Raw genomic sequence first — 17,217 nt, forward strand, 5'->3', positions numbered from 1 at the left:
TTCTTATTGCGCCGCTTCAACCGCGGCAATCATCCGCACGACATCGACCGTTTCGGCCACATCATGCACACGTAGAATTCTTGCGCCCTTGGTCATCGCCAACGCGGCGAGAGCAAGACCACCAAACAGACGTTCGCCGACCGGACGCCCCAACGCACCGCCAATCATGCTCTTGCGCGAGACACCAACCAATAGCGGGCGGCCCAGCAGATGCAATTCCTGCATATGCTTGAACAGGCTCAGATTGTGATCGAGGCTTTTGGCAAAACCAAAACCCGGATCCAGAATGATGCGCTCTTCAGGAATACCCGCAACACCACACCGATCCATCCGTTCGCGCAAAAACGCACCGACTTCAGCGACCAGATCGTCATAACGAGGATCATCCTGCATATCGCCAGGCTCGCCACGCATGTGCATCAGGCACACAGGGAGCCCGGTCGCAGCCGCCGCATCCAGCGCACCATCACGACGCAATGAGCGAACGTCATTGATCAACCCTGCCCCCAGCCGAGCGGTTTCACGAATGACAGCAGGCGTGGAGGTGTCCACCGAGATGATAACGTCCAGCTCGCGATTCAGCGCCTCCACGACAGGAGCCACGCGCTCAAGCTCTTCAGTGGGCGATACGGCACGCGCGCCCGGACGAGTTGATTCGCCGCCGACATCAATCAGCGTGGCACCCGCAGCAACCATCGCTTCGGCATGCCGCAGGGCGGCATCGAGATGGGTGTAGCGACCGCCATCGGAGAAGGAATCAGGAGTTGCATTGAGAATGCCCATAACATGCGTACGGGACAAATCAAGAACCCGGTTGCCGCAAGGCAACCGGGTCGGGTACAGCACAGGATTCATGTCAGGCCTTAGTGTTCAGCAGCAGGACCACCGATCGGGGCTTCCGGACGAACATCCGGAGGTGTTACCGGAGTACCAGGAGTACCCGAACCACCTTCCCAATCGCGCGGTTCGCGCGGAGTACGGCCAGCCATAATATCGTCGATCTGCTCAGCATCAATCGTTTCGTACTTCATCAACGCATCTGCCATCGCGTCGAGCTTCTCACGGTTGTCGGTGAGGATCTGTTTGGCGGTGCCGTAGCACTGATCGATAATGCTGCGAACTTCGGAGTCGATCAAGCGCGAGGTATCAGCCGACAAACCACTGCTTGAGCCACCGCCGCCACGACCCAGGTAGCCCTGGTCTTCGTCTTCACCGTACAGCAGAGGACCCAGCTTCTCGGACAGACCCCACTTGGTCACCATGTTCCGGGCAATCTGACTGGCCCGCATGATGTCGTTGGAAGCGCCAGTGGTAACACCGTCAAACCCAAGGGTCATCTCTTCAGCGATCCGACCGCCATACAACGAGCAGATCTGACTGATCAAAGCACGCTTGGACAGGCTGTAACGATCTTCCTCAGGGAGGAACATGGTGACACCCAGCGCACGACCACGAGGGATGATCGACACTTTGTAAACCGGATCATGCTCTGGCACCACACGACCCACGATTGCGTGACCCGCTTCGTGATAAGCCGTGTTGCGCTTCTCTTTCTCGGACATGACCATGGATTTGCGCTCAGCGCCCATCATGATCTTGTCTTTAGCGAGCTCAAACTCTTTCATCTCAACGATGCGCTTACCAGTACGGGCAGCGAACAGCGATGCTTCGTTGACCAGGTTGGCAAGGTCGGCACCAGAGAAGCCAGGCGTACCACGGGCGATAACACCCGCGTTGACGTCGTCGCCCATCGGCACTTTGCGCATGTGAACCTTGAGGATCTGCTCACGGCCACGGATGTCGGGCAAGCCAACCACAACCTGGCGGTCGAAACGACCTGGACGCAGCAAAGCCGGGTCCAGTACGTCAGGACGGTTGGTCGCGGCGATGACGATGATGCCGTCATTCATTTCGAAACCATCCATCTCGACCAGCAACTGGTTAAGAGTCTGCTCACGCTCATCGTGACCACCGCCCATGCCAGCACCACGATGACGACCTACAGCGTCGATTTCGTCGATGAAGATGATGCAAGGAGCGTGTTTCTTGGCCTGTTCGAACATGTCGCGAACGCGGCTTGCGCCGACACCCACGAACATTTCAACGAAGTCAGAACCGGAAATAGTGAAAAACGGGACCTTCGCTTCGCCCGCAATGGCCTTGGCCAGCAAGGTTTTACCGGTACCCGGTGGACCCACCATCAGTACGCCGCGAGGAATCCGGCCACCCAGACGCTGGAACTTGCCCGGATCACGGAGGAACTCAACGAGCTCGCCCACTTCTTCCTTGGCTTCATCGCAACCCGCGACGTCAGCCAATGTCGTCTTGACCTGATCTTCAGAGAGCAGGCGCGCCTTGCTCTTGCCGAAGCTCATCGGACCGCCCTTGCCTCCCGCACCACCTTGCATCTGGCGCATGAAGAACATGAAGACAGCGATGATCACAAGAATCGGGAAGCTGGCTACCAGCAACTGAGTCCAGATGCTCTGCTGCTCAGGCTGCTTGCCCTCAACAACCACGTTGTTGTTGACCAGATCGCCGATCAGGCCATTGTCCTGAATAGCCGGACGAATGGTCTTGAAGGAGTCGCCATCAGTACGTTTGCCCGTAATGACGTAGCCATCCACTGCAACTTTCTCGACCTTGCCATCCTTCACCTGCTGGATGAACTCGGAATAGTTGAGGGTCTGCGGCTCGTTAGGGCTGGAGAAGTTGTTCATCACCGTCACAAGGACAGCCGCGATGATCAACCACAGGATCAAATTCTTTGCCATATCGTTCAATTAGCTACCCTCTGAAGCAAGCTCCACGCAGAGCGTGCCTCGCATGATATTCACCGGCCTAACTTACTACAGAACCCGCAGATGTGGCAGGCACCGTCTGTAACCCTTTGTGAAACTTTGACTACACGATGCTCGGTGATGCTGCATCGACAAGGCCATTTAAAAAAATCTATCGCTGCACCTCAAAGGCGCTCAACGCTTGCCGACCCTTCAATTCCGCGGAAACCACGCCCCAGCAAATACTGCTCGCGGGAACGATCACGCGATGAAGAAGGCTTGCGCATCTGAACCTTGTCGAACAGCTTGCGGATGTCCTTGTGGTACATATCAAAGCCTTCCCCTTGGAAAACCTTGATCAGAAAGTCACCACCCGGCCGCAAAACACGCCCTGCAAGATCGAGTGCCAACTCGCAAAGAAACATTGCGCGAGGCATATCGACAGCGCTCAATCCACTCATATTGGGGGCCATATCGGAAATCACAAGGTCTACCTGTGTATTACCGACCGCTTCCAGAATTTGCGCCAGCACTGCATCTTCAGTGAAATCCCCTTGAATAAAGGTGACATCAGGGATGCTGTCCATCTCCAGAATATCTGACGCAATCAACCGACCGTGACCGCCAATCAGACGACTGGTCACCTGCGACCAGCCTCCAGGGGCCGCGCCCAGGTCAATTACGGTCATGCCTGGACGGATGATTTTGTCCTTTTCCTGAATCTCGAGCAGCTTGTAGCTGGCGCGCGAACGATAGCCGTCCTTTTGCGCCATTTTGACGTATTTGTCGTCGAAGTGTTCTTTGAGCCAGTTATGGCTTGTCTTGGAACGGGCCACGGGGCACCTCAAAAATAATCGAGTCGTGATTAAGTGGGCGGTCCCGGACTCGCTCGGGTAAACTGGCCGCCGCTTTTTACAAGATCAGACGCAGAGGTCAGATTATGCCGCTCACTCAAGAGCAGAAGAAACAGTACAAATCCATTGGCCACCACCTGAAACCGGTATTGATCGTGGCTGACAATGGTTTGACCGAAGGTGTGCTCGCCGAACTGGAGCGCGCACTGAGCGATCACGAGCTGATCAAGATCAAACTCAACATCCTGGATCGCGAAAGCCGCCTTCAAGCCATTGCCGAACTGTGCAAGGCCGGATCTGCGGATCTTGTGCAGGTCATCGGCAAAATGGCGCTGATCTACCGCAAGAACCCAAAGGTAAACAAGCAGCTCTCAAACGTCCACCGCGCAGTTTGATGCAAACAGCCAGGGCCGCGTCAGCGCGCCCTGGTGCTGCTTCCCGGTGCAGGTTGCAAAACCAGCAGCAAGCCGGACACTCCCAATACCAGATAACTCACCAACTGCCAGCTCACTGCACCCGGCAACCAGAGCCGGAAGCTGTAATAGCTGACTGCCGACAGTATGGCGACGAACAATAACTGTCCGCGCACATCCCGCCAGATACCTGCAAACCGCTCAACACCCAGCAACACTGCCATCTGCAGGGCTGCACATGACGCTGCAACCCCGACCAGCAACGCACCGGAGTGACCGGCAAGCTCCTTGATCAACAACGGCGCCAGACCGGTTTGGTCCAGCACCGTCAGCATAGCCAGATACAGCAAGATCATGCCGCCCACCCAAAACGTCTGGGCAAGCTGCCAGATCAATGCGCCCGCCGAAAACGGGCGACTTGCCTCAAACGTGGCGGACTTCAACAATCTCGTACTCAATAATGCCACCCGGTGTTTTCACGGCCACCACGTCACCCTCTTCCTTGGCAATCAAGGCGCGGGCCAGCGGCGAACCTACCGAAATCTTGCCGAGTTTGAAGTCAGCCTCATCCTCACCCACGATGTGGTAAGTAACGCGCTCATCGGTCTCGACGTTGGCGATTTCCACGGTGGTGCCGAAAATCACTTTGCCGGTGTGCGGGATGGTTGTGACATCGATGATGACCTGATTCTGAATCCGGCCTTCAATGTCACGAATCCGCGCTTCAACCATACCCTGCTGCTCACGAGCAGCGTGGTACTCAGCGTTTTCCTTCAGGTCACCCAGCTCACGCGCAGTACCAATGTCCTGGCTGAGCTTCGGGCGAACCACCTTGGTCAGGTGAGCGTGTTCTTCTTCCAGGGCTTTCGCGCCCTGGACAGTCATTGGATATTTGATCATGCCTTCAATCCTGCATGTAGATCCTGCAAGCGACGCACGGTCTTTTCCGGACCGAATTTCAGCGCTTCGCAGATGGCTTCGCCCGCAGCAATCGTGGTGGTGCAGTAGATTTTGTGCTGCAGGGCATTACGACGGATGGAGTAGGAATCAGCGATCGACTGACGACCCTCGGTCGTGTTGATGATCAGCGTCACTTCATCATTCTTGATCATGTCGACAACGTGCGGACGGCCTTCGGTCACCTTGTTGACGCGACGAACCTTGAGGCCCGCCGCTTCAATCAGCTTGGCGGTACCGGCAGTGGCGACGATTTCGAAACCAAGGCTGATCAGATCACGCGCAACGCCAGCCACCAACGGCTTATCGTCGTCACGCACGCTGATAAAAGCAGTGCCGCCAGTCGGCAATACTTCGCTGGCACCCATCTGGGCTTTGGCGAATGCTTCACCAAACGTATCACCTACGCCCATCACTTCACCGGTCGACTTCATCTCTGGGCCGAGGATCGGGTCAACGCCAGGGAATTTGGCGAATGGGAATACCGCCTCTTTCACGCTGTAGAAGTTCGGGATGATTTCTTTGGTGAAGTTCAGCTCTTTCAGGGTTTTGCCAGCCATGACGCGAGCCGCGATCATTGCCAGGGAAACACCGATGCACTTGGAAACGAACGGCACGGTACGCGAGGCACGCGGGTTCACTTCGATCACGTAGATGTCTTCGCCCTGCAACGCCAGCTGCACGTTCATCAGGCCAACTACGCCCAGCTCCAGCGCCATCTTCTTCACCTGCTCGCGCATCTCGTCCTGGATATGAGCCGGGAGCGAGTACGGAGGCAGGGAGCAAGCCGAGTCACCAGAGTGAACACCCGCCTGCTCAATGTGCTGCATGATCGCGCCGATCACCACGTCAGTACCGTCGCAGACTGCATCGACGTCCATTTCAATGGCGCAATTCAGGAAGTGATCCAGCAGCACCGGGCTGTCATTGGACACTTGAACCGCTTCACGCAGGTAGCGCTTGAGTTCGTCTTCCTGATAAACGATTTCCATGGCACGGCCGCCCAGTACGTAGGACGGACGAACAACCAGCGGATAACCGATTTTTGCAGCTGCGCGAATCGCTTCGTCTTCGCTACGCACGGTGGCGTTAGGCGGCTGGCGGAGGTTCAGGCGCTCAACCATTTGCTGGAAGCGCTCACGGTCTTCAGCACGGTCGATAGCGTCAGGGCTGGTGCCGATGATTGGCACACCGGCCGCTTCCAGAGCGCGAGCCAGTTTCAGAGGCGTCTGACCGCCGTACTGCACGATCACGCCTTTAGGCTTCTCGACACGGACGATTTCCAGCACGTCTTCCAGGGTTACCGGCTCGAAGTACAGGCGATCAGAAGTGTCGTAGTCAGTGGATACGGTTTCCGGGTTGCAGTTGACCATGATGGTCTCGTACCCGTCTTCGCGCAGGGCGAGGGCCGCATGCACACAGCAGTAGTCGAACTCGATACCCTGGCCGATACGGTTAGGACCGCCACCCAGGATCATGATCTTGTCGCGACCGGTCGGCGCTGCTTCGCACTCTTCTTCGTACGTCGAGTACAGGTAGGCGGTGTCAGTGGCGAACTCGGCTGCGCAGGTGTCAACGCGCTTGTAGACCGGGAATATTTCCAGCTTGTGACGATGAGTACGCAGGTTCTTCTCGGTCACACCCAGCAGCTTGGCCAGACGCGCATCGGAGAAGCCTTTACGCTTGAGGCGGAACATCAGGTTGCGGTCGATAGCCGACAGACCCAGGGTCTTGACCTTCTCTTCTTCCTTGATCAGATCTTCGATCTGCACCAAGAACCACGGATCGATCATGTTCATGGCGAAGATTTCTTCGACCGTCATGCCCGCACGGAAGGCATCAGCCACGTACCAGATACGCTCGGCGCCCGGCACGGTCAGCTCACGCTTGAGGGTGCTCATGCTTTCCGGGTTGGTCAGGTCCAGCTTCGGATCAAGACCGCAGACACCCACTTCCAGACCGCGCAATGCTTTCTGCAGGGATTCCTGGAAGGTCCTGCCGATTGCCATGACTTCACCGACCGACTTCATTTGCGTGGTCAGGCGAGCGTCAGCCTTGGAGAACTTCTCGAAGGCAAAGCGTGGCAGCTTGGTCACAACGTAGTCGATCGACGGCTCGAAAGACGCCGGAGTCTTGCCGCCGGTGATTTCGTTTTGCAGTTCGTCGAGGGTGTAACCGATAGCCAGTTTGGCGGCGACGCGAGCGATCGGGAAACCGGTCGCTTTCGAAGCCAGTGCCGAGGAACGCGATACACGCGGGTTCATCTCGATCACAACCATACGGCCAGTGTCCGGGCAGATGCCGAACTGAACGTTGGAACCACCGGTTTCAACGCCGATTTCACGCAGTACCGCCAAGGAGGCGTTACGCATGATCTGGTATTCCTTGTCAGTCAGCGTCTGCGCTGGCGCAACAGTGATCGAGTCGCCGGTGTGAACGCCCATCGGGTCAAAGTTTTCGATGGAGCAGACGATGATGCAGTTGTCCTTTTTGTCGCGGACAACTTCCATTTCATATTCTTTCCAGCCGATCAGCGATTCGTCGATCAGCAGTTCCTTGGTTGGCGACAGGTCCAGACCACGGGTGCAGATTTCTTCGAACTCTTCACGGTTGTACGCGATACCGCCACCGGTGCCGCCCATGGTGAACGAAGGACGGATGATGCACGGGAAGCCGAGCTTTTCCAGAACCGCGTAGGACTCTTCCATGGTGTGGGCAATACCAGAACGCGGGCAGTCCAGACCGATGGACTTCATGGCCTTGTCGAAACGCGAACGGTCTTCAGCCTTGTCGATGGTGTCGGCGTTTGCACCGATCATCTCGACGCCGAACTTCGCCAGAACGCCTTCACGCTCCAGGTCCAGTGCGCAGTTCAGAGCGGTTTGACCACCCATGGTTGGCAGCACGGCGTCTGGACGTTCTTTTTCGATGATCTTGGCAACGGTCTGCCATTTGATCGGTTCGATGTAGGTCGCGTCGGCCATCGCCGGGTCGGTCATGATGGTCGCTGGGTTGGAGTTCACCAGGATGACGCGGTAACCCTCTTCGCGCAGGGCTTTACAGGCCTGGGCGCCGGAGTAGTCGAATTCACAGGCCTGACCGATCACGATAGGACCGGCGCCGAGAATCAGGATGCTTTTAATGTCTGTACGTTTTGGCATGGGTTTGTCACTCAAATCCGTAGGTCAGTCGGCAAGCCGTCTTGAACTTCTTTGCAGCCACCGGGCGGTCTTCGCCGGACGTTTCATCCAGGTCCAGCCCGGCGCTGCGCGTCACATTCTCAAGGCAACCGTTTAGCGTCGCTTGGCCATGGTTTCGATGAAGCGATCAAACAGCGGAGCAACGTCCGCCGGGCCCGGGCTTGCTTCAGGGTGACCCTGGAAGCTGAACGCGTCTTTGTCGGTACGCTCGATGCCCTGCAGGCTGCCGTCGAACAGCGACTTGTGGATCGCACGAACATTGGCTGGCAGTGTTGCTTCATCCACCGCAAAACCGTGGTTCTGGCTGGTGATCATCACAACGCCGGTGTCCAGGTCCTGTACCGGGTGGTTGGCACCGTGGTGGCCGTGCCCCATCTTCACCGTCTTGGCACCGGACGCCAGCGCCAGCAGTTGGTGACCCAGGCAGATACCGAATACCGGAATGTCGGTTTCCAGCACTTCCTTGATCGCCTGGATGGCGTAGTCGCAAGGCTCCGGATCGCCAGGGCCGTTGGACAGGAAGACACCATCAGGCTTGTAGGCAAGCACTTCACTGGCAGGCGTTTGAGCCGGAACGACGGTTACGCGGCAGCCGCGCTCGACCAGCATGCGCAGGATGTTGACCTTGACGCCGTAGTCGTAGGCTACGACGTGGTATGGCAATTCAGATACGGCAATCTCAGGGCAGGTGTCGGTCTTCAGGGACCAGACGCTGGAGCGCCACTCGTAAGATTCCTTGACGCTGACGACTTTCGCCAGGTCCATGCCTTTCAGGCCCGGGAAGCCGCGCGCTGCAGCGATGGCTGCTTCTTCGGAAATGTTGTCACCGGCCATGATGCAGCCGTTCTGTGCACCTTTCTCACGCAGAATGCGGGTCAGGCGACGGGTGTCGATCCCTGCGATTGCCACAACATTGTTGGCTTTCAGGTAATCATCCAGTGACATCTTGTTGCGCCAGTTGCTGGCAACCAGCGGCAGATCACGAATCACCAGACCCGCAGACCAGACGCGATCCGACTCGGCGTCTTCAGGGGTGGTGCCGGTGTTACCAATATGCGGGTAAGTCAGAGTAACGATTTGCTGGGCATAGGAAGGATCGGTAAGGATTTCCTGATAGCCTGTCATGGCAGTGTTAAACACTACCTCGCCAACGGTTTGACCGTCGGCTCCAATGGCTTCGCCGCGAAAAATGCTGCCATCAGCAAGGGCGAGTATGGCTGGCTTAGTCAAGAAGACCTCCCGTAAGTAAAGCCTGAAAGGGCGTTCGCAGGTTGCAAAAAAGCGGAATGACGTAGTTACGTCACCCCGCTTTCTTATAGAATCATCTGCGCGCTTTTAGTGGACACACTAAAGCTGTAGCTTACAGAAAAAGGCTTTTTTGGTCTACCGCCAATGAGGCGAAAAGACGGGGGAATGCGACAGAAGTCCCGAGGAAGGATAAAACAGAGGCGCAAACCCTGAATCTCACGGCAGCGCCTCTGCTGTAGCGATCAATCAGTAGCGATCAATCAGTAGCGATCAATCAATGCAGATCAAGCACGTCCTGCATGTCGTAAAGACCCGCTTCACGATCCTCAAGCCACATTGCAGCCCTGACGGCGCCCTTGGCAAACGTCATGCGACTGGAAGCCTTGTGCGTGATCTCGACGCGCTCGCCTTCAGAGGCAAACAGGACGGTGTGATCACCCACGACGTCACCCGCACGAATCGTCGCGAAACCAATGGTCTGGCGATCACGGGCACCGGTCTGGCCTTCACGACCGTAGACAGCAACCTTTTCCAGATCACGACCCAGCGCATTGGCAACCACTTCACCCAGGCGCAACGCAGTGCCAGACGGCGCGTCGACCTTGTGGCGGTGATGCGCCTCGATGATTTCGATGTCGACATCATCACCCAGCACGCGGGCAGCGGTATCGAGCAACTTCAGGCACAGATTCAGGCCAACGCTGAAATTGGCGGCGAAGACGATCGGAATCTCTTTCCCCGCCTCAGCGATGCGCTGCTTTTCTTCAGCCGTGAAACCCGTGGTACCGATGATCATGGCCTTGCCGGCCTTGCGGCAGAACGCCAGATTCTTCAGGGTCACCGAAGGGTGCGTGAAGTCGATCAGCACATCGAACTCATCAGCCACTTTGGCCAGATCACCCGACAGCGGAACGCCGATACGACCCAGCGCAGCCAGTTCGCCAGCATCAGCACCGACCAGCGTGCTGTCGGGCCGGTCGATCGCCGCCGTCAGGCCAGCGCCCGGCGCTTGCTGAACAGCTTCGATCAGAATTTTACCCATGCGCCCGGCGGCGCCCATCACAGCAATACGTCGCATGTCCTGCTCCCGTTACAAGTCGCCGAAGAAACGCTTCACACCGTCAAACCAGCCAGTGGCTTTCGGGGAGTGAGAGCTATCGCCTTCAAGCGTTGAGCGGAACTCTTCGAGCAGTTCACGCTGACGACGACCCAGGTTGACCGGAGTCTCGACAGCTACACGGCACATCAAGTCACCCGCACCGCCGCCACGTACCGGAGCCACACCCTTACCACGCAAGCGGAACTGCTTGCCGGTCTGGGTACCCTCTGGAATCTTCAGCTTGACGCGGCCATCCAGCGTTGGCACCTCCAGCTCACCGCCCAGTGCGGCATCAGTGAAGCTGATTGGCACTTCGCAGAACAGATGCTTACCGTCACGCTGGAAGATCGCGTGCTCGCGCACATTGATCACCACGTACAGGTCGCCCGTAGGCCCACCTTGCGTACCTGCTTCACCTTCGCCGGAAAGACGAATGCGATCACCGGTATCAACCCCAGGCGGCACTTTCACAGCGAGGGTCTTGTACTCTTCGACACGGCCTTCGCCATGGCAGGAGTCGCACGGATCGGAAATGATCTTGCCGTTGCCGTGGCAACGCGGGCAAGTCTGCTGCACCGAGAAGAAGCCTTGCTGCATACGAACCTGGCCGATACCGCCACAGGTTGGGCAAGTAACCGGCGAGGAACCTTTCTTGGCACCCGAACCGTCACACGGCTTGCAGTTGACCAGCGTCGGAACCCGGATATTGACCGAGGTACCGCGCACGGCTTCTTCAAGGTTCAGCTCGAGGGTGTAACGCAGATCGCTACCGCGCTGAGCGCCGCCACGACCACCGCCACCACCGCGGCCGCCACCAAAGAAGTCGCTGAATACATCGCCGAAAATGTCGGAGAAGTTCGCACCGCCAGCCCCGCCACCGCCGAAACCGCCGCCACCCATGCTTGGGTCGACGCCAGCATGACCGTACTGGTCGTAAGCCGCGCGCTTGCTGGCGTCCGACAGAACTTCGTAGGCCTCGTTGGCCTCTTTGAAGAGTTCTTCCGACGCTTTATCGTCAGGATTGCGATCAGGGTGATGCTTCATCGCCAGACGACGATAAGCTTTCTTCAGATCAGCCTCGCTGGAGCCTCGCTCCACCCCCAATACTTCGTAATAGTCACGCTTAGCCATAAATTCTTCCGCACTCTTGAGGACGTCCGGCAAAACCCTCCTGAGCTTTGCCAAACTCGTTGAGCCCCATACAGGCCCGGACCCAACTCACGTCAATTCAACGATCCTGGTCTTCATTTCACCGATCAGGCTGACCGGGAAAGCGGCAGAACAAGCCGCATGCAGGAGCATGACGACCTTGCCACACCGGCTTGCGGTAAATACCGCAGGCCGAAAAAATTTCGTCTGTTCCAGACACGCCAACGCGGGAGCAAGCTCCCGCGCGGCGACATCCTACCAGCGACCGCCCGAAAACGGTCAACTGGCTTGCAAGTGAGCCTGCGCTTACTTGTTTTCTTTAACTTCTTCAAACTCTGCATCGACAACGTCGTCAGCAGGCTTGGCGTCTTCCTTCGCAGCCTGAGCACCGGCTTCCGGTTGCTCTGTCTGCTCGGCGTACATTTTCTGAGCCACTGGCGCAGAAACCTTGGACAGCTCTTCGACTTTGGCGTCGATGGCAGCTTTGTCATCGCCTTTGATAGCGGTTTCCAGAGCAACCAGCGCAGCTTCGATCGACGTTTTTTCTTCAGCGGTCACTTTGTCGCCAGCATCGGAGATCATTTTGCGAGTCGAGTGAACCAGTGCATCGCCCTGGTTACGCGCGGTCGCCAGCTCTTCGAACTTGCGGTCTTCTTCAGTGTTGGCTTCAGCGTCACGGATCATTTGCTGAATTTCTTCGTCCGACAGACCGGAGTTAGCCTTGATCACGATCGACTGCTGCTTGCCGGTCGCCTTGTCTTTGGCGCCTACGTGCAGGATGCCGTTGGCATCGATGTCGAAGGTCACTTCGATCTGTGGAACGCCACGTGGTGCTGGTGGAATCTCAGCCAGGTCGAACTTGCCCAGAGACTTGTTCTGACCAGCCTGCTTACGCTCACCTTGCAGCACGTGAATGGTCACGGCGTTCTGGTTGTCGTCGGCAGTCGAGAACACTTGCGATTTCTTGGTAGGAATCGTGGTGTTCTTGTCGATCAGCGCAGTCATCACGCCGCCCATGGTTTCGATACCCAGAGTCAGCGGGCTAACGTCCAGCAGCAGAACGTCTTTAACATCACCGGCCAATACTGCGCCCTGGATAGCAGCACCCATGGCAACTGCTTCGTCCGGGTTAACGTCTTTACGAGCTTCTTTGCCGAAGAACTCGGTAACTTTCTGCTGTACCAACGGCATACGAGTCTGGCCACCGACCAGAATCACGTCGTTGATCGCGCTGATGTCGATACCGGAATCTTTCAAAGCGATACGGCAAGGTTCGATGGTGCGCTGAACCAGGTCTTCAACCAGAGATTCCAGCTTGGCGCGCGAGATTTTCACGTTCAAGTGCTTTGGACCGGTCGCGTCTGCAGTGATGTACGGCAGGTTAACGTCGGTCGAATTGCTCGAAGACAGCTCGATCTTGGCTTTCTCAGCGGCTTCTTTCAGACGCTGCATGGCCAGCGGATCACCCTTAAGGTTCATGCCGCTTTCTTTCTTGAATTCGTCAACGAGGTAGTCGATCAGACGAATGTCGAAGTCTTCACCACCCAGGAACGTGTCACCGTTGGTTGCCAGAACTTCGAACTGGTGCTCGCCGTCAACTTCAGCAATTTCGATGACCGAAACGTCGAAAGTACCGCCACCCAAGTCATAAACGATGACAGTGTGGTCGCCCTTCGCTTTGTCCATACCATAAGCCAGAGCGGCCGCGGTCGGTTCGTTGATGATACGTTTTACGTCCAGACCGGCAATACGACCGGCATCTTTGGTCGCTTGACGCTGACTGTCGTTGAAGTAAGCCGGAACGGTGATCACCGCCTCGGTCACTGCTTCGCCCAGATAGTCTTCAGCGGTTTTCTTCATCTTCTTCAGGATTTCAGCAGAAATCTGAGGAGGCGACATTTTCTTGCCGTTGACTTCAACCCACGCATCGCCATTGTCAGCTTTGGCGATTTTGTAAGGGACCATCTGAATGTCTTTCTGAACGACTTCTTCTTCGAACTTACGACCGATCAGACGCTTTACCGCGTACAGCGTGTTGTGCGGATTGGTCACAGCCTGACGCTTGGCCGACTGACCGACGAGGATTTCGCCGTCGTTGGCATAAGCAATGATCGAAGGCGTGGTACGAGCGCCTTCGGCGTTCTCCAGGACCTTGACGCTGCCGTTTTCCAGAATGGAGACGCAAGAGTTGGTGGTCCCCAGGTCAATACCGATAATTCTGCCCATCTGTGAATCTCCCGAAATTTTGAATTTGGTTGCCGCAACTGCGTTTACAAATTGCGGTAGCTCTTAAACGCTTGGCCTATAAATGGGGGCCAGACAGCTGATTTCAAGCCTGCTCATCAATTGATGGCTGAACAGGCGATGGTGCCTTGCTGACCACGACCATAGCCGGGCGCAGCAGACGACCATTGAGCTGGTAGCCCTTCTGGAACACTTTCAAAACACTGTTTGGTTCAACATCAGCGCTTTCCTGCATGGCCATTGCCTGATGATGCTCGGCATTGAATGGCTGGCCATGCGGATCGATCGCTTCGAGGTGGTAACGCTTGAGCGTGTCGCTAAACATTTTCAGCGTCAGCTCGATACCTTCGCGCATTGGACGAATGCTTTCATCGTCCGGATTGGACAAGTCCAGACCACGCTCAAGGCTGTCCACGATCGGCAACAAGTCACTCGCAAACTTCTCGAGAGCGAATTTGTGAGCCTTTTCTACATCCTGTTCTGCACGGCGGCGGACATTCTGCAAATCCGCAGCCACACGCAGGGACTGGTCCTGTGCCGCGGCCAGTTGCTCTTCGAGCACTTGCACGCGGGTTACCAATTCTTCACCGGAGACTGCTTCGGCAGCCTGGTCCTGGGTCTGCGCATCCAGATTCTGTTCGTCAGCCATAGATTTCTCCTTTCAAGTACGTCCGCGAGCTCAAATCGCGCTTCTGCCCACCTATATGGGAGCGGAATTTTCAGCTTCAAGAGCAGATTTCAGCGAATCGACAAAAGTCCTCACAAACCTTCCGGCCAAAGCCAAGTCCTTATCGCACTTGAACAAATCGCCAAATGGACTAAAAAAAGCGTATCGCCGAACGAATCGAGCTAAATCCGGGCATTGTCATCGACAAATAAAACACTGTATAAATAACCAGACTTATCGCCTGGGAGCCACTCCATGCTGGTGCACCTTTCCGTACATAACTACGCCATCGTTGAACACCTCGATCTCGAGCTGGACCGTGGCATGAGCGTAATCACCGGTGAGACCGGGGCAGGCAAATCGATCATGCTCGATGCCCTTGGCCTGACCCTGGGCGACAGAGCCGACAGCGGCGTGGTTCGCCCCGGCGCAGATAAGGCAGACATTCTCGCGACGTTCGACCTGATCGACATTCCTGAAGCACAGGCCTGGCTCAAGGAGCGCGACCTGGACAATGACGGTCCGTGCATCCTGCGCCGGGTCATTACGGCCGAGGGACGCTCGCGCTCCTACATCAATGGCACGCCCTGCCCCCAGGGTGACTTGAAGGCACTGGGCGAACTGCTGATCGACATTCACAGCCAGCACGAGCATCAGTCTCTGCTCAAGACCGACACCCATCGACGCCTGCTAGACGAATACGCGGGCGCGACTGATCTGGCTCGCCAGGTACAACTGGCTGCCCAACGCTGGCGCCAGACCCGCCAGGAACTGGACAGGCTCTCCAACTCCGGCGACGAGCAACGTGCACGTCATCAGTTGCTGAGCTATCAGCTTGAAGAGCTGGAAAGCCTTAGCCTCGGTGAAAACGAGCTGGAGCAACTTGAGCAAGAACAGAAAACCCTGACCAATGCCGAGAGCCTGCTGAGCATTTGCCGTCAGGTTGTCGAGCAGTGCAGTGAAAACGATTCTGGCAATGTGTTGAATGCCTTGACTGCCAGCCTGCATCGCCTGGGCAGCGTCAACGACTCGCCGACCGCCCTGAGCGAAGCGACCAATCTGCTGTCCAGTGCACAGATTCAGGTAGAAGAAGCCGTTGGTGAGCTCAATCGCTTCCTGGATCATTTCGACGCCGATCCTGCGCGCCTGCAGCACCTTGAAGAACGTCTGGACGCGATCTACACCTTGGCGCGCAAGCATCGCATCCAGCCGACTGAAGTCGCGACGCTCCAACAGAAGCTACTGGACGAAATCGAAACACTGAATGCCAACGACGAAGCAATCGAGCGACTGGAAAATGAATTGTCGTCGTTCGCCCGTCACTATAAGGAAAAGGCCCGGGAATTGAGCGACCTGCGCCATCGCGCAGCGCCGGAACTGGCAGCTGCCGTGGAGCATGAAATCCAGCGCTTGGGCATGCCGGGCGGGCGATTCAGCATCGAGCTGAAGGCCAACCCCGAGAAAGAATTGCTGCCCAACGGCCTTGAACAGGTTGAGCTGCTGGTCAGCGCCAACCCGGGCCAACCGCTCAAAGCATTGGCAAAAGTGGCTTCGGGCGGCGAGCTATCCCGGATCAGTCTGGCCATTCAGGTGATCACCGCGCAGACATCTCGAGTTCCGACGCTGGTATTCGACGAAGTGGATGTCGGGATCGGCGGCCCAACGGCCGAGATCGTTGGCCAGCTATTGCGTCGCCTGGGTGATCGCGGTCAGGTCATGACCGTGACGCACTTGCCACAAGTCGCCGCGCAGGGGCATCAGCATCTGTTTGTTCACAAGGTCCGCGACAGCGAAGCCACGCGCACTGCTGTTTCAAAACTGAGCAAGAACGAACGTATAGAAGAAGTCGCGAGGATGTTGGGCGGGATCGACCTGACGAAAGAGTCTCTGGCCCATGCGAAGAAAATGGTGGTGACAGCCAAGAGCTGATGGCTGTCGCTTCAGTACAGGACCAAACTCCCGAATAATTCGGTCTCAAAGGTCACTGCGAGCTGCGGGAAATGGTTATCCCGTGGGAGCGAATTCATTCGCGAATGGGCCGGCACATCCGCCACATTTGCGTCGGAAGGAATGCCGTCTTCGCGAATGAATTCGCTCCCACATATTCAGTGCCCTCAGCCCCCAACACCTTTTCACTGCAGTGGTCAACTTTTTCCGGACACCTCAATCGGTGATTGTCAGGCTGCTTGCCGCTCATATTGATTGGGCGGCACATAGCCCAGTTTCGAGTGCAATCGCCCCTCGTTGTAGAACCGCACGATGTAGTCCGTGATGTCCTTTATCGCTTCGGCGTGGTTGGCGTAATCCTTCCTCCAGGTACGCTCCATTTTCAGGTTCAAAAAGAAGCGCTCCATAACCGCGTTGTCCCAGCAGTTACCCTTGCGGCTCATACTGCAACGCATTCCATTGCGGGTCAGCAGCGCCTGATAAGCCGCTCCTGCGTACTGACTGCCTCGATCCGAGTGGACGATCAAACCCGGCTCAGGCTGGCGTTGAGCGATAGCCAATTGCATGGCGCTGATTACCAGTTCGGCTCGCATATGAGGGGCCATGGCCCAGCCCACGATCTTGCGCGAGAAAAGGTCCATGACCACCGCCAGGTACAC

At 56.8% G+C, this 17,217-nt stretch carries 15 protein-coding genes; 3 read left to right on the plus strand and 12 right to left on the minus strand.

All coding sequences use genetic code 11. From position 1 onward, the window contains the following. Positions 1-3 precede the first annotated feature (3 nt). The 3 genes from folP to rlmE form a co-directional block, all read right to left on the minus strand. A complete protein-coding gene (gene folP, locus RX972_RS16845) occupies positions 4-855 on the minus strand; it encodes a dihydropteroate synthase (RefSeq protein ID WP_231675973.1) in 852 nt (283 codons plus the stop codon). Positions 856-863: 8 nt separating this feature from the next. After that, entirely contained in the window at positions 864-2,774 is a 1,911-nt protein-coding gene (gene ftsH / locus RX972_RS16850) for an ATP-dependent zinc metalloprotease FtsH (protein WP_027900319.1), read from the minus strand. Between the two features lie 191 nt (positions 2,775-2,965). Further along, positions 2,966-3,616, minus strand: a complete 651-nt coding sequence (gene rlmE / locus RX972_RS16855) for a 23S rRNA (uridine(2552)-2'-O)-methyltransferase RlmE (protein ID WP_316877280.1) — start codon at positions 3,614-3,616, stop codon at positions 2,966-2,968. Positions 3,617-3,720: 104 nt separating this feature from the next. Here rlmE and RX972_RS16860 point away from each other — a divergent pair, with 104 nt between their 5' ends. Next, the gene (locus tag RX972_RS16860; RefSeq protein WP_027900317.1) at positions 3,721-4,029 is read left to right on the plus strand and encodes a YhbY family RNA-binding protein; all 309 of its coding nucleotides are present in this window, start codon (positions 3,721-3,723) and stop codon (positions 4,027-4,029) included. 20 nt (positions 4,030-4,049) lie between these two features. Here RX972_RS16860 and RX972_RS16865 read toward each other — a convergent pair whose 3' ends face one another. The 3 genes from RX972_RS16865 to carB are packed head-to-tail and all read right to left on the minus strand — an operon-like array spanning position 4,050 to position 8,165. Then, the gene (locus RX972_RS16865; RefSeq protein ID WP_316877282.1) at positions 4,050-4,493 is read right to left on the minus strand and encodes an MFS transporter; all 444 of its coding nucleotides are present in this window, start codon (positions 4,491-4,493) and stop codon (positions 4,050-4,052) included. After that, positions 4,471-4,947, minus strand: a complete 477-nt coding sequence (greA, locus tag RX972_RS16870) for a transcription elongation factor GreA (protein WP_099268117.1) — start codon at positions 4,945-4,947, stop codon at positions 4,471-4,473. Before greA ends, RX972_RS16865 begins: the two co-directional genes overlap by 23 nt. Next, positions 4,944-8,165, minus strand: a complete 3,222-nt coding sequence (gene carB / locus RX972_RS16875; protein WP_122705479.1) for a carbamoyl-phosphate synthase large subunit — start codon at positions 8,163-8,165, stop codon at positions 4,944-4,946. The genes greA and carB overlap by 4 nt, the downstream gene beginning before the upstream one ends. Here carB and RX972_RS16880 point away from each other — a divergent pair. Continuing rightward, the gene (locus RX972_RS16880; RefSeq protein WP_176469917.1) at positions 8,146-8,301 is read left to right on the plus strand and encodes a hypothetical protein; all 156 of its coding nucleotides are present in this window, start codon (positions 8,146-8,148) and stop codon (positions 8,299-8,301) included. The two genes, carB and RX972_RS16880, sit on opposite strands and share 20 nt — an antisense overlap. On the opposite strand, the gene carA is transcribed toward RX972_RS16880, so the two are convergent. From carA to grpE, 5 genes are all read right to left on the minus strand, one after another. Then, positions 8,298-9,434, minus strand: coding sequence for a glutamine-hydrolyzing carbamoyl-phosphate synthase small subunit (carA, locus tag RX972_RS16885; RefSeq protein ID WP_316877287.1), 1,137 nt, complete (start codon positions 9,432-9,434; stop codon positions 8,298-8,300). The genes RX972_RS16880 and carA overlap by 4 nt on opposite strands. Before the next feature lie 292 nt (positions 9,435-9,726). Then, a complete protein-coding gene (gene dapB, locus RX972_RS16890; RefSeq protein ID WP_316877289.1) occupies positions 9,727-10,530 on the minus strand; it encodes a 4-hydroxy-tetrahydrodipicolinate reductase in 804 nt (267 codons plus the stop codon). Positions 10,531-10,542: 12 nt separating this feature from the next. Beyond that, positions 10,543-11,682, minus strand: a complete 1,140-nt coding sequence (dnaJ, locus tag RX972_RS16895) for a molecular chaperone DnaJ (RefSeq protein WP_027900311.1) — start codon at positions 11,680-11,682, stop codon at positions 10,543-10,545. 324 nt (positions 11,683-12,006) lie between these two features. After that, positions 12,007-13,926, minus strand: a complete 1,920-nt coding sequence (dnaK, locus tag RX972_RS16900; RefSeq protein ID WP_316877292.1) for a molecular chaperone DnaK — start codon at positions 13,924-13,926, stop codon at positions 12,007-12,009. 103 nt (positions 13,927-14,029) lie between these two features. Further along, the gene (gene grpE / locus RX972_RS16905) at positions 14,030-14,593 is read right to left on the minus strand and encodes a nucleotide exchange factor GrpE (RefSeq protein ID WP_027900309.1); all 564 of its coding nucleotides are present in this window, start codon (positions 14,591-14,593) and stop codon (positions 14,030-14,032) included. A gap of 273 nt (positions 14,594-14,866) precedes the next feature. Between grpE and recN the strand changes: the two genes are divergently transcribed. Further along, positions 14,867-16,540, plus strand: a complete 1,674-nt coding sequence (gene recN, locus RX972_RS16910) for a DNA repair protein RecN (protein WP_099268121.1) — start codon at positions 14,867-14,869, stop codon at positions 16,538-16,540. A 248-nt stretch (positions 16,541-16,788) separates the two neighbouring features. Here recN and RX972_RS16915 read toward each other — a convergent pair. Continuing rightward, the coding region (locus tag RX972_RS16915) for an IS3 family transposase (RefSeq protein ID WP_316877294.1) at positions 16,789-17,217 on the minus strand (429 nt) is incomplete at its 5' end.

This window comes from Pseudomonas syringae group sp. J309-1 (assembly GCF_032582135.1).
Classification (GTDB): domain Bacteria; phylum Pseudomonadota; class Gammaproteobacteria; order Pseudomonadales; family Pseudomonadaceae; genus Aquipseudomonas; species Aquipseudomonas quasicaspiana.